Source organism: Streptomyces davaonensis JCM 4913 (assembly GCF_000349325.1).
In the GTDB taxonomy this organism is placed as follows: domain Bacteria; phylum Actinomycetota; class Actinomycetes; order Streptomycetales; family Streptomycetaceae; genus Streptomyces; species Streptomyces davaonensis.
In genome coordinates, this window is sequence record NC_020504.1 from 6893645 (window position 1) to 6906460 (window position 12816).

General features: G+C 71.1%; 14 protein-coding genes. 5 read left to right on the forward strand and 9 right to left on the reverse strand.

Annotation, left to right across the window (positions count from 1 at the left end; genetic code table 11):
- Positions 1-48: 48 nt before the first annotated feature.
- On the reverse strand, positions 49-606 hold the full coding sequence (locus tag BN159_RS30400) for a DoxX family protein (protein WP_015660852.1): 558 nt from the start codon (positions 604-606) through the stop codon (positions 49-51).
- Positions 607-738: 132 nt separating this feature from the next.
- Here BN159_RS30400 and BN159_RS30405 point away from each other — a divergent pair, with 132 nt between their 5' ends.
- On the forward strand, positions 739-1065 hold the full coding sequence (locus tag BN159_RS30405; protein WP_015660853.1) for a nuclear transport factor 2-like protein: 327 nt from the start codon (positions 739-741) through the stop codon (positions 1063-1065).
- A gap of 18 nt (positions 1066-1083) precedes the next feature.
- Here the strand turns inward: BN159_RS30405 and BN159_RS30410 are convergent, their stop codons facing one another.
- From BN159_RS30410 to BN159_RS30420, 3 genes are all read right to left on the reverse strand, one after another.
- A complete protein-coding gene (locus BN159_RS30410; RefSeq protein WP_015660854.1) occupies positions 1084-1770 on the reverse strand; it encodes an ABC transporter ATP-binding protein in 687 nt (228 codons plus the stop codon).
- A gap of 29 nt (positions 1771-1799) precedes the next feature.
- Positions 1800-3257: an ABC transporter permease gene (locus BN159_RS30415; protein ID WP_015660855.1), complete on the reverse strand. Its 1458-nt coding sequence runs from the start codon at positions 3255-3257 to the stop codon at positions 1800-1802.
- A gap of 366 nt (positions 3258-3623) precedes the next feature.
- Entirely contained in the window at positions 3624-4391 is a 768-nt protein-coding gene (locus tag BN159_RS30420; protein ID WP_041822025.1) for an SDR family oxidoreductase, read from the reverse strand.
- A gap of 135 nt (positions 4392-4526) precedes the next feature.
- Between BN159_RS30420 and BN159_RS30425 the strand changes: the two genes are divergently transcribed.
- Positions 4527-6167 carry an alkaline phosphatase D family protein gene (locus BN159_RS30425; RefSeq protein WP_015660857.1) on the forward strand — a complete coding sequence of 547 codons (1641 nt, stop codon included), beginning with the start codon at positions 4527-4529 and terminating at the stop codon, positions 6165-6167.
- Positions 6168-6188: 21 nt separating this feature from the next.
- On the opposite strand, the gene BN159_RS30430 is transcribed toward BN159_RS30425, so the two are convergent.
- A complete protein-coding gene (locus BN159_RS30430) occupies positions 6189-7223 on the reverse strand; it encodes a Gfo/Idh/MocA family protein (protein WP_015660858.1) in 1035 nt (344 codons plus the stop codon).
- Positions 7224-7311: 88 nt separating this feature from the next.
- Between BN159_RS30430 and BN159_RS30435 the strand changes: the two genes are divergently transcribed.
- Positions 7312-8634: a multidrug effflux MFS transporter gene (locus BN159_RS30435; RefSeq protein WP_015660859.1), complete on the forward strand. Its 1323-nt coding sequence runs from the start codon at positions 7312-7314 to the stop codon at positions 8632-8634.
- Positions 8568-9761 carry a serine hydrolase domain-containing protein gene (locus BN159_RS30440; RefSeq protein ID WP_051113564.1) on the forward strand — a complete coding sequence of 398 codons (1194 nt, stop codon included), beginning with the start codon at positions 8568-8570 and terminating at the stop codon, positions 9759-9761. The genes BN159_RS30435 and BN159_RS30440 overlap by 67 nt, the downstream gene beginning before the upstream one ends.
- An 18-nt stretch (positions 9762-9779) precedes the next feature.
- Here the strand turns inward: BN159_RS30440 and BN159_RS30445 are convergent, their stop codons facing one another.
- The 3 genes from BN159_RS30445 to BN159_RS30455 form a co-directional block, all read right to left on the reverse strand.
- Positions 9780-10277 (reverse strand): DUF1877 family protein, encoded by a 498-nt coding sequence (locus tag BN159_RS30445; RefSeq protein ID WP_015660861.1) that lies wholly within the window; start codon positions 10275-10277, stop codon positions 9780-9782.
- Positions 10278-10289: 12 nt separating this feature from the next.
- Positions 10290-11141, reverse strand: coding sequence for a hypothetical protein (locus BN159_RS30450; RefSeq protein ID WP_157901129.1), 852 nt, complete (start codon positions 11139-11141; stop codon positions 10290-10292).
- 120 nt (positions 11142-11261) lie between these two features.
- The gene (locus BN159_RS30455) at positions 11262-11555 is read right to left on the reverse strand and encodes a hypothetical protein (protein WP_015660863.1); all 294 of its coding nucleotides are present in this window, start codon (positions 11553-11555) and stop codon (positions 11262-11264) included.
- A gap of 50 nt (positions 11556-11605) precedes the next feature.
- Here BN159_RS30455 and BN159_RS30460 point away from each other — a divergent pair, with 50 nt between their 5' ends.
- On the forward strand, positions 11606-12592 hold the full coding sequence (locus BN159_RS30460; RefSeq protein ID WP_015660864.1) for a small ribosomal subunit Rsm22 family protein: 987 nt from the start codon (positions 11606-11608) through the stop codon (positions 12590-12592).
- A gap of 22 nt (positions 12593-12614) precedes the next feature.
- On the opposite strand, the gene BN159_RS45870 is transcribed toward BN159_RS30460, so the two are convergent.
- Positions 12615-12809 carry a DUF6243 family protein gene (locus tag BN159_RS45870; RefSeq protein WP_015660865.1) on the reverse strand — a complete coding sequence of 65 codons (195 nt, stop codon included), beginning with the start codon at positions 12807-12809 and terminating at the stop codon, positions 12615-12617.
- Between the last annotated feature and the right edge of the window lie 7 nt (positions 12810-12816).

A 12816-nucleotide genomic window follows, 5' to 3' on the forward strand; every position in this document is an offset into this window, starting at 1 on the left:
GCCATGCCCCACTGACAACGCCCCCGACAGCGTCCCTGACCGCGCTCCCTACTGGGAGAACTCCTCCTCGAACAAGGCCACCTGCTCGCCCTCCCGCTCCTCGCGCAGCCGCTTGGTGCGCATGCCCACGATCACCGCCGTGCCCGCCGCCGTCGCCGCGAGGGCCGCCGGCACCATCCAGCCGCGGTCGAAGACATGGCCGAGCGCGTGGTCCAGGGAGAGCCGCCCCGGTCCGCTGATCGCGAGCCCGGTCGCCGCCAGGCCCAGGGTCGCCGCGTACTCGTAGCCACCACCGGCGTTGAAGAAGCCGTTCGGGGTGTGCACCGCGGCCGCGCCCGCCATGGCACCGGCCGCCGCCGCGCCCGCCGCCGGGGTCGCGAGGCCCAGCGCCAGCAGCGTGCCGCCGCCCGCCTCGGCGAGCCCGGCCATGGTCGCGTTGGTCCGGCCGGGCCGGTAGCCGACGGACTCCATGAACTGCCCGGTGCCCTCGATACCTCCTCCGCCGAACCAGCCCAGCAGTTTCTGTGCGCCGTGCGCGGCGAGCACCCCGCCGGCACCCAGCCGGAGCAGCAGCAGGCCCAGATCACGTCGGTCGTATGCGCTCACGATGTCTCCCGTGACAGACAGCAGGATCGGTCCCCTCCGGTGGGTCCACCGTCCCACCGCCCGCGCCCGGCGGGCCTGTCCGGGCCGCCGTTCGGGTGGCGGGGCGGCGGGAGCGGTGTGAGTCTGACGGGCATGACGATCCAACCGAAGAACCTCAGCGACCCGGTCGTCCGGGACTTCGTGACCGCCGTCAACCAGCACGACCGGGACGCCTTCATGGCCCTGCTCACCCCGGACGCGACCATGGCCGACGACGGCACCGACCGCGACCTCGATGACTGGATCGACCGGGAGATCTTCTCCTCCAACGGTCATATGGAGGTCGACAAGGAGTCCGACGGCGGCCACGCCCTCCTCGCCCGCTACCGCAACGACACCTGGGGCGAGATGCGCACCCGCTGGCGCTTCGACGTCGACGACAACGGCCGGATCCGCCGCTTCGAGACCGGCCAGGCGTAGCACCAGGCCGTACGCCGGTCAGTACGCCACTCGCTGTTCCGTCAGCGTGATCCGGCCCGACCTGATGGTGGCCAGGCGCGGGGCGCGGCGGGCGATCGAGGAGTCGTGGGTGACCATGACGAAGGTCAGCCCGTGCTCGCGCCACAGCCCCTCCAGCAGGGCCATGATGTCGTCCCGGGTGCTCTCGTCGAGGTTGCCGGTGGGCTCGTCGGCGAGCAGCACCTTCGGCCGCTTGACCAGCGCGCGGGCGATGGCGACGCGCTGCTGCTGGCCGCCGGACAGCTCCGAGGGGACGTGGGTCAGGCGTTCGCCGAGGCCGACCGAGCGCAGCGCCTCGGCCGCCCGCTCGCGCCGCTCGGCGGGCTTGACGCCGAGCGGGACGAGGGCGGTCTCGACGTTCTCCTGCGCGGTCAGCGTGGGGATCAGGTTGAACGCCTGGAAGATGATGCCGATCTTCTCGGCGCGCACCCGGGTCAGCCGGGCCTCGCTGACGGTCGCGAGGTCCACGCCGTCGAGTTCCACGCTGCCCTCGGACGGGCGGTCCAGGCCGCCGATCATCTGAAGAAGCGTCGACTTGCCGCCGCCGGTGGGTCCTTGGATGACGAGCTGGTCGCCGTCGGCGATGGTGAGGTCGACGCCGCGCAGCGCCTCCACCGTCTCCTTGCCGCGCGTGTAGCGCTTGGTGACGCCGGTGAGCTGGTACATGGGGGTTCTCCGAAAGGTTGGTAGCAGGTTCAGGAGACGCTGCGCAGGGCGTCCGCCGGGCGCATTCGGGAGGCGCGCCAGCCGCCCATGGCGCCGGCGATGAGACCGCCGGCGACCGCGAGGCCGACCGCGAGGGCGATGGTGGTCACCGAGACCGGCGCGGACAGGGCGATCTCCATGGTGTTCTGGGCGGACTGACCGCCAGGGCCGCCACCCATGCCGCCCCCGCCGGGACCGCCGCCCATGCCGCCACCGCCGCTTGAGCCGAGCTGCGCCGTCAGCTTCGGACTGATCGCCGTGACCGCGTACGCCGCCGCGAGGCCCAGCGCGATTCCGAGGCCGCCGCCGAGCAGTCCGTTGACCATCGACTCGCCGACCACCTGCCGGGTCACCCGGCGGCTCGGCCAGCCGAGCGCCTTCAGCGTGCCGAACTCCCGCACCCGGCGTGAGACCGCCGAGGAGGTCAGCAGCGCGGCCACCAGGAAGGCGGCGGCGAGCACCGCGACCGACAGCCACTTGCCGACGCTGGTGGCGAGGTTGGAGGCGGTCGACAGCGAGCCGGACACCGTGTCCGCGAGGTCGGCGGAGGTCGTCACCGTCGTACCCGAGATGTTCTTCTGGATCGCCGACTTCACGGTGTCGATCCGCTGGGAGTCGGTGGCCTTGACGTAGATCGTGGTGACCTTGTTCTTGGCGTCGCCCAGCGTCTGGGCCTGCTTCAGCGGCAGATAGACGTCGGTGGTGGCCTCGCTGCTCTCCGGCGTCGCGAGGCCGATGACCGTGTACTTGGTGCCGGAGATCTTGAAGGTCTCGCCGACCTTGTACTCGTTCTCCTTGGCGTAGGACTTGCTGAGCACCGCCACCTTCGCGTTGGTCTGCGCGGCCGTGAAGGTCTTGCCGGAGGTGATCGTCGAGCCGGCCAGCGGGCCGAGGTCCTGGTCGGTGACGTCGACGCCGGCGACCGAGTAGGAGTTGACGTCGAAGGCGGCGCCGCCGCCCTGGACCTGGGGCTGCCCGGTGCCGGTGTCGCCACCGCCGGGACCTCCCTGACCCTGACTCTGCGACTGGGCCTGGCCCTGGGTGAAGGTGCCGTCGACCTTGGTGACGTTCAGGGTGAGGGCGCCGACCGCGTTCGCGACGCCGCTCTGTGCGGCGACCTTCTCCACCAGGGAGGCCTTGAGGGCCTCACCGCCCTGGGTCATCACCCGGTCCGAGCTCTGCTCCTCGTCGTCGTCGGAGCCGGCGTCGAACTCGAACCTCGGGCCGCCCGAGGCGTTGTCGGTGGGCGCCGAGCGGGCCTTGGTGACCGTCATGTCGGTGCCCAGGCCGTAGAGCGACTGAAGGACCTTGTCCTGCGCCTGCTGCATGCCCGCCGACACCGAGTTGACGGTGATGACGAGGGCGATTCCGAGCGCCAGACCCAGTGCGACCACCAGAGCCGCCTTCTTGCGCCGGCTCAGCTCGCGCTTGAGATAGATGCCAAACATCCCGTTCCTCGAAGGTTCTCGGCGCCCGCTGTGGGCGCCGCCTCAAGGTAGGGACGAAACGTTGTACGGCCGTGAGCAATCGATATGTACGACCTGAGAAGGGATGTGTGCGAGCTGAGAGTTCCGAGTGGTACGGCAGCCGTCCACGGCGCGGTGCGTACCCCGCGGTCCCACGCGAGGTCCACCCCCAACCCGCGCCGTGAACGGCTGCCGTCTCCCCCCTCGGTTTGGTCAGCGGAAGCTCTTCTCTCCAACTGTGAAGCTCTTGTGGAGGAGAGTTGAGCATAAGCCGCCGACCGGCCGCAATGGAGCGGACGGTCAAATTCCGGTTGTGCAAGTTATGAAGACCGGGCTCCTCGGAAATGCTCAGCCGCGGCCCACGTACGGCATCGCCGTCGCCAGCACCGTCGCGAACTGCACATTCGCCGCCAACGGCAGCTCCGCCATGTGCCGGACCGTGCGCGCGACATCGGCCGCGTCCATCACGGGCTCGGGCGCCACCTCGCCGTTGGCCTGGAGCGCGCCGGTCTGCATCCGGGCCGTCATCTCGGTGGCCGCGTTGCCGATGTCGATCTGCCCCACCGCGATGTCGTACGGCCGCCCGTCCAGCGACAGCGACTTGGTCAGGCCGGTCAGCGCGTGCTTGGTCGCCGTGTAGGCGACGGAGTGCGGACGGGGCGCGTGGGCGGAGATCGACCCGTTGTTGATGATCCGCCCGCCCCGCGGATCCTGCTCCTTCATCTGCCGGAACGCCGCCTGCGCGCACAGGAACGCCCCGTTGAGGTTGGTGTCCACCACATGCCGCCAGGCCTCGTACGGCAGCTCCTCCACCGGAACCCCGCCCGGACCGAACGTCCCCGCGTTGTTGAACAGCAGGTCGATGCGCCCGAACCGGTCCACCGCCGCGGCGAACAGCGCGGCCACGTCCTCGGGCCGCGAGACATCCGCGCGTACGGCCAGGGAGGCGCCCTCGGGCATCAGGGCCGCCGTCTCCTCCAGGGTCTCAAGGCGGCGGCCTGCCAGCGCCACCGACCAGCCCGCGCGCAACAGTTCCACGGTGACGGCGCGTCCGATGCCGGAGCCCGCCCCAGTCACCACGGCGATGGACGGCTTGCCAGTTTCCTTCGCATTCATGGGCCCGCAGCGTACGGGAGGGTCCGCCATTCGGAACTCATCCATCCGCCATCTGGGTGTTGTGTACGCGCCAATCGAGAGTCGTCCCCGGGCACTCCAATGCCTGATGCATTCATTTCGTCAGGGGAGGACCGGATGACACTCGACACACACCCGTCCCGACACACTGCCGAACTGCGCGCGGCGGCCCGCCACTTGGGCCGCCGCCGCTTCCTCACGGTCACCGGCGCGGCCGCCGCGCTCGCCTTCGCGGTGAACCTGCCCACGGCCGGGGTCGCGGGCGCCGCGGAGCTGGACGCCGCGCGGATCACCGACGACCCGTTCACCCTCGGCGTCGCCTCCGGCGACCCCCAGCCCGGCTCGGTCCTGCTGTGGACCCGGCTGGCCCCCGCCCCTTTCCAGCCCGACGGCGGACTGCCCGCCGAGCGCGTCACCGTGCACTGGGAGCTGGCCCGCGACGAGAACTTCCGCCGCACCGTCAGACGCGGCACCGCCACCGCACACCCCGAGTTCCAGCACACGGTCCACGTCGAGGTCGGCCGGCTCGACACCGACCGCGTCTTCTACTACCGCTTCCGGGTGGGCTCCTGGATCTCCGAGACCGGCCGCACCCGCACCGCCCCCGCCCCCGGCGACCGCGTCTTGGGGCTCAAACTGGCCGCCGTCTCCTGCCAGGCGTACCACGACGGCTACTTCACCCCGTACGCCCATCTCGCCGCCGACGACGTCGACGTCGTCCTGCACCTCGGCGACTACCTCTACGAGTACGCCGTCAGCGCGGCCGGCGGCTCCCGCAACTACACCGACCGCACCCTGCCCGCCCTGTTCAACCGGGAGACGCTGACCCTGGAGGACTACCGGCTGCGGTACGCCCTCTACAAGAGCGACCCCGATCTGCGCGCCGCGCACGCCGCGCACCCCTTCGTCGTCACCTGGGACGACCACGAGACCGAGAACAACTACGCCGACGACATCCCCGAGAACAGCGTGCCCCCGGAGGAGTTCCTGCTGCGCCGCGCCTCCGCCTACCGCGCCTACTGGGAGCACCAGCCGCTGCGCCGCCCCCAGCTCCCCGAGGGCCCGGACATGCAGCTCTACCGGCGGCTGCACTGGGGCCGGCTCGCCCAGTTCGACGTGCTAGACACCCGGCAGTACCGCTCCAACCAGGCCCAGGGCGACGGCGCCAAGGTCCCAGGGCCCGAGGTCGACGACCCGGCGCGCACCATGACCGGCGAGACCCAGGAGCGGTGGCTGCTGGACGGCTGGCAGGACTCGCGGGCGCTGTGGAACGTCGTCCCGCAGCAGGTCGTCTTCTCGCAGCGGAAGTTCGACCTGACCGAGCCGTCCCGGGTCTCGATGGACGCCTGGGACGGCTACCGCGCCTCCCGCCGCCGGATCCTGGACGGCGCCGAGGCGGCGGGCGTCGCGAACCTGATGGTGCTCACCGGCGATGTGCACGTCGGGTACGCCTTCGACATCAAGGACGACTTCGACGACCCGGCGTCCCGGACCCGGGGCACCGAGATCGTGGCGACCTCGATCTCCAGCGGCCGGGACGGCGCCGACAAGCCCGCGAACTGGGACACCTACATGACCGCCAACCCGCACCTGCGGTTCTACAACGGACGGCGCGGCTATGTGACCGTCGCGCTCGGCGAGGAGCTGGCGCGGGCGGACTTCAAGACGGTGCCGTACGTGACCACGCCGGGGGCGCCGGTCACGACGGCCGCGTCCTTCGTCACGGAGGCGGGGGAGCCGGGGCTCAAGCCCGCGTGAGGGGGCCGGGCCTTCTGAGGCTCAGGCCCGCGTGAGTGCGGGCTCCGGCTCGCCCGTCTCGCCCGGGTACCGGACGCCGACGCGGTCCCGTATCGCGTCGAGCGTCCGCATCACGGCGAGCGTGCCGTCCAGCGGGACCAGCGGGGACTCGGTCTCACCGGCCCGCAGGGCGCGCATCACCTCGGCGGCCTCGTGGCGCATGGTGCTGCGGGGGCCGTCGGCCGGGTCGGCGGTGAACGTCTCGGGGTCGCGGCCGTCCCGGTGCAGGACGAAGTGGTCCGGGAAGAAGAAGCCGTGCGGGATGTCGATACGGCCGAGCGAGCCGGTGACCGAGGCCCCCGTCGCCGTACCGCCGACGATGGAGCAGTGCACCGAAGCGAGAGCGCCGCTCTCCCAGGAGAGCAGTGCTCCCGTCTGGAGATCGACGCCCTCATCCGAGAGCACTGCTCTCGCGGCGACGTCCGAGGGCTCCCCGAGCAGCAGCTGGGCGAACGACACCGGGTAGACGCCGAGATCGAGCAGGGCGCCGCCGCCCTGGGCGGGGTCGCGCAGCCGGTGCGAGGGCGGGAAGGGCCCGGCCAGCCCGAAGTCCGCCTGCACGGTGCGCACCTCGCCGATCGCCCCGTCGTCGACGAGCGCCTTGAGCTTGCGGACCAGCGGATTGCAGTACATCCACATCGCCTCCATCAGGAAGCTCCCGCGGTCCTTGGCGAGGGCGACCAGCTCCTCCGCCTCGCGCGAGTTCAGCGTGAACGCCTTCTCGCACAGCACGTTCCGCCCGGCCTCCAGACACAGACCGGCGGCCTCCCGATGCGCCGAGTGCGGGGTGGCGACGTAGACCACATCGACGTCCGCGTCCGCCGCGAGCGAGGCCCAGTCGCCGTACGCCCGCCCGATCCCGAACCGCTCGGCGAAGGCGTCCGCCGAGCCCTGCGACCGCGAGGCCACGGCAACGACCTCGGCATCCGGCAGATCGACGAGATCACCCGCGAACGAGGCCGCGATCCCCCCGGTCGCCAAAATCCCCCAACGCACCCGTTGCTGCTGCTCGCCCATCCCCGAACCCCACCCTTGCTGTAGCGACCCTCGGCACTGTGTTCGAGCTGAGAGCATAGGTGGCGTATCGCGAGGAGAGGGAGGGCACATGCCCGAGAGCGGGGCGTCCGGGGCATCCATATCGAACGAGGCGCAGGCGGCCGTACCGGAGACGGAACCGGCCGCCCGCGCCGTGCGGCGCACCTCGTTGCTGGTCACCCTGGTCCTCGGCGGGCTGACCGCCACGCCCCCGCTGGCGATGGACATGTACCTCCCCGCCCTCCCGCAGGTCACCGAGGCGCTGACCGCCCCCGCCGCGACCGTCCAGCTCACCCTCACCGCCTGTCTCGCCGGCATGGCGCTCGGCCAGCTGGTGGTCGGCCCGATGAGCGACCGCTGGGGCCGCAGACGTCCGCTCCTCGTCGGCCTCGCGGTCTACGTCCTCGCCACCGCCCTGTGCGCGCTCGCGCCGACCGTGGAGTTCCTCGTCGCCTTCCGCCTCGCGCAGGGCCTCGCGGGCGCCGCCGGGATCGTCATCGCACGGGCCGTCGTACGCGACCTCTACGACGGTGTGGCGATGGCCCGCTTCTTCTCCACCCTCATGCTGGTCTCCGGCGTCGCGCCGATCGTGGCGCCGCTCATCGGCGGGCAGATCCTGCGGGTGACGGACTGGCGGGGCGTGTTCGTCGTGCTGACCGTCGTAGGGGTGCTGCTGTCGGCACTGGTCTGGGCACGGCTGCCCGAGACGCTCGCCCCGGCAGACCGGCACGAGGGCGGAGTGGGCCAGGCGCTGCGCTCGATGCGCGGACTGCTCGCCGACCGCGCCTTCGCGGGCTACATGCTGACCGGCGGCTTCGCCTTCGCCGCGCTGTTCGCGTACATCGCGGCGTCGCCGTTCGTGATCCAGGAGATCCACGGTGCCTCTCCGCAGACCTTCAGCCTGCTGTTCGGCCTGAACTCCATCGGTCTGGTGGCCGTGGGCCAGATCAACGGCAAGGTGCTGGTCGGCCGGGTGAGCCTGGACGCGGTGCTGGCGGCCGGGCTCGGCGTGGTGGTGCTGGCGGCGAGCGCGCTGCTGCTGATGTCGACGGGCGTGTTCGGCGAGGTGGGCCTCGCCCCCGTGGCCGCCGCCCTCTTCGTCCTGATGTCCGCCATGGGCGTGACGCTCCCCAACACCCAGACCCTCGCGCTGCTGCGGACGAAGCAGGCGGCCGGATCGGCGTCCGCGCTGCTGGGTACGTCCTCCTTCCTGATCGGCGCGGTGGTGTCGCCGTTGGTGGGCGTGGCGGGGGAGGACACCGCCGTCCCGATGGCCGTCGTCCAACTGGCCGCCGCACTGGTGGCGGCGGCCTGCTTCGTGGGACTGTGCCGTCCCTGGGGCAGGCGGGCCGACGCGGAGGGAGCGGCGAGCGTGGAGGGAGTGGCGAGCTGAGCGCACCGAGACTGCGCGGCGACACACCGGAGCGGGCCGGACTCGACCCCGAGGAGTTGGGGCACCTGGTCCGCGAGGTCCACGACCTGACCACGGGCGAGCGGCCCTGGGCGGCGGGCGCGGTGGTGATCGCCGGACGTGGCCCCTGTGTGGCCGTGGAGGAGGCGGCGGGCTGGGCGGTCCGTTATGCCGCGTACGACCCGGAGACCGACACCGGTGTGGAGCTGCCGCCCGCGTCCCGCGTCCCGATGACGGTCCGGACGGCCTTCGATCTCGCCTCCCTGACGAAGCTGTTCACCGCGGTCGCCGCGGTGCAGCAGATCGAGCGGGGGACGCTGGGCATAGACGCGGAGGTCGGGGCGTACCTGCCGGAGTTCCGCGGGGCGGCCCGCCACGGCGTGACGGTACGGCAGCTGCTGACGCACACCTCCGGGCTGCGCCCCGAACTCCCGCTGTACGACTGCGCGGACGACGAGGAGAGGCTGGCCCGCCTGCGGGCGGAGGTCCCCATCGGGGTCCCCGGCACGTACTGCTACTCCGACCTCAACATGCTCCTGCTCCAGCACGTCCTGGAACGCATCACGGGCCGCGGCCTGGACGTCCTGATCCACGACGGCATCACCCGTCCTCTCGGTATGACCTCGACCCGGTTCGGCCCGTTCCCCGGTGCGGCGGCGACGGAGGACCAGCGGCGGCCGTGGGCGAAGGCGGACCGGGGAATGCTGCGGGGAGTGGTGCACGACGAGAACGCCTGGGCGCTGGGCGGGGTGGCGGGCCACGCGGGCCTGTTCTCCACGGCCCACGACCTGGCAGTCTTCTGCCGCACCTTGCTGGCCGGCGGCTCCTACGGCCCGGCCCGCATCCTCGGCCCCGACTTCGTGGAACTCCTCCTGGACCCACCGGGCCTCGGCTTCGCCCTGGACCAGGAGTGGTTCATGGGGGAGCTGGCGGGCCGCGGGGCCGCGGGCCACACGGGCTTCACCGGCACAATGCTGACCCTGGACCGCTCGACGGACACCTTCCTGGTCCTCCTGGCCAACACGGTCCACCCCCGCAGACGCCCCGCGGACAGCGGCCCGCGGGCGGCGGCGGGGACTCGGGTGGCGCGGGCGGTACGGGAACGGTGAGGCTTGTTGCCGACTCCCTCAGGCCCACACCACCTTCACCACGGCATGATGTGCCGCCGCAGCCCGCTCGTAGAGTCCAAGGAGGTCCCTGTGATAGCCGAGGAACTCCTCCCTTGCCTGCGCCTCGCCCCGGCCGTAGCCGCTGAGTCCGGCGCCCGCGATATCCCACAGCTCGTCGAAGGAGATCCGCGCGAGGAAGTCCGCGGCCTGTGACACTTCGGACGGCGGCAGGAGCATCATGGGCGGGTTGGAGGGATCAGCAGTGGTGCCGTATGCCACAGGCCGACCGCCGTAGATCGGCAACGTCCAAGGCTCGTCCGCATCTTCGAGTAGCGCATGGGCCGCGGCATAGAGGTCATCGACGGAGTGCCAGACCTTGTCGATCGCCCAGGCGATGCCCGCTGCGTACTCCTGGGGCAGATTCTCCCAAGCCGCCCACATGAACTCCGTAAGCCATGTGTGGTCGTCCCGGATCTCGGATTCCGCGACGGCGCGGAAGTGCAGGTGGATGCTCACAGTTCCGGGCCCTCAAGCGACGCTGTCAGGAAGGGTGATGTCCCCGGCGAAGACACCGCGGTTGGCTTCCTCGACCTCCTGCCGGTAGGTGATCTGCTGCCCCTGGTAGGGGATGGTGAAGCCGAAGGAGAACCGGTGGGACTTGATCCGGTACGAGTCCCCGTCCAGCACGAGCACATCGGTGAGGCGCGTCAGCGCGATCTCGCTGTCGGTGGCGGTGACCCCGCCCTCCCGCAACTGCTCGATGGTCGGCCGCACTTCACGTACGGCCTTGGCGAGCGCGGGCCGTTCGTCGGAGAGCTTCCCGGACGGAACCTCGACGCGCAGGGTGATGTCGCCACCCTCACGGGCAACGTCGATACGCTCACCGCCCTCCGCGTAAGCCCGGAACACGTCAAGGGCATCAACAGGATCCTCGACCTTGTTGGCGATCTCCGGATCGGAGACGTCCCCCGACTCCCAAGCACCGTCCCCCTCCCGGACGTGCCCCACCCCGTCCACGACGAAGACCTCTTCAGGGGTACTGCTCCCCTTGCTCACCACAGTCCCACTGGCATGCAGAGCCTCGGGCTTCCCGGTCCGCTGCACGGTGGCGCTGTAGGTCGCCTCACTGCCCCCACCCGAGAGATCGAGCCCTTCCTCCCCCTCCACGGCGAAGGTCCACCCGGACTCACCCCGCATGGCCTCCTCGGCGGCGTCGAGGACCCCGCCGGGGGTAGTGGGCGGCGCTGAACTGACCGAGGCCGAGGCCGAGGCCGAGGAGGAGACGGACGCACCCGAAGCCCCGCCCTGCGGCTCCTCCTCACCCCCGGAACACCCACCCAGTACCCCCACCACCACACCGGTGACAGCAACAGCACCCATCAACCGCACCCCGCGCCCGCCCATGCCCAACTCCCCGCGAAATCCTCCGGATTCAACAGCCCCGGATATACACCGCGGCGGATCCCGTACACCAACGGCCGGACATATCGGAGAACTGACTCAGAACGGACTCGGCACCTGAGTCCAGACGCCCACCATGAGAACCGCGTGGAGCAGACACACCGCACGCGCGGCCCTCCACCGAAACGAGACCACCGCGGTGGCGACAAGGAACAGCCCGGACAGGACCAGACAGAGGAACGCCCCGGCCGCCGTGTCGCGATCACTCGTCGGCGTCATTTCGACGCCCATGGCCGGAAGACTCAACGCCAGCATCGCGGCCGTGACGGTGTACAGACCGACTGCGAGGATTCCCCTCACCCACAGGCCCGCCTTCTGGTGTGTGACGGTCACTCTCACTCCGCTCTGGATGATGCCGACGTGGGCCGGATTAGAATCTGGGGGTGAACGACCCCGTGCCCTCGGCCGAGACTCTGCGTGCCGCCCTCGACGGCCTCCTCGACGGACTTCCGCCCCGGCAGGCCGCCGCTGCCGTGGAGCGGCTGATCGCCAATTATCGCGGGGTCACGCCGACCGACGCTCCCATCCTTCGCGACCGTGCCGACGTCGCCGCGTACGCCGCCTATCGGATGCCCGCCACCTTTGAAGCCGTGCACTCCGCGTTGGAGGCGTTTGCGGAGGCCGTGCCTGAGTGGGTGCCGGGGAGTCATGTTGATGTTGGTGGGGGTACTGGGGCCGCTACCTGGGCCGTGAGTGCTACCTGGCCTGGGCGACGTCCTGTCACCGTGCTTGATTGGGCCGCGCCCGCGCTCGACCTCGGGCGGGAGATCGCCGCCGGTAATCCCGCGCTGGACGGCGTCCGTTGGCAGCGCTCTCGTATTGGATCAGCGCTCTCCATCGAGAGCACTGATCTCGTCACCGTCTCCTACGTTCTCAATGAGTTGTCGGAGGGGGATCGCGGGTCGCTCGTCGACGCCGCTGCCTCCGCCGCGCAGGCCGTCGTCATCGTCGAGCCCGGCACCCCGGACGGGTACGCCCGCGTCATCGAGGCGCGAGACCGGCTGATCGCCGGTGGGTTCCGGATTGCCGCTCCCTGTCCCCACAGCGCCGGCTGCCCCATCGTTCCGGGCAGCGACTGGTGTCACTTCTCCGCCCGGGTCAGTCGTTCCTCCCTGCATCGGCAGGTCAAGGGTGGCTCCCTCGCCTACGAGGACGAGAAGTTCTCCTATGTCGCCGCCGCCCGTTTCCCGGTCGCCCCGGCCCCCGCCCGCGTCGTCCGCAAGCCGCAGATCCGCAAGGGCCAGGTCCTCCTCGACCTCTGCGAGACCGAACCCGCCCTCGCCAGGACCACCGTCACCAAACGCCACGGCGACCTGTACAAGGCCGCCCGTGACGCGGACTGGGGCGACGCCTGGCCCCCGGCGGAGTAGCCGGAACCACCAGGGGTGCATCTCAGGCGTCCGGCTGGCCTTCCGGCCCTCGACCCTCCTCCCGGCTCTCCTGAAGCTTCCGCAGCAGTTCCCTCTTCTGAGCCTGCGGGTCCTGCGTGCCGCCGACCCGGCCGCCCCGGGCGCCGCCCCGCAGCGCGTCCCGCCCCAGGTTCCTGCGGGTGCCGCCCACTCCGAGCATGTTTCCGCCTCGCGTCATCGCCGGG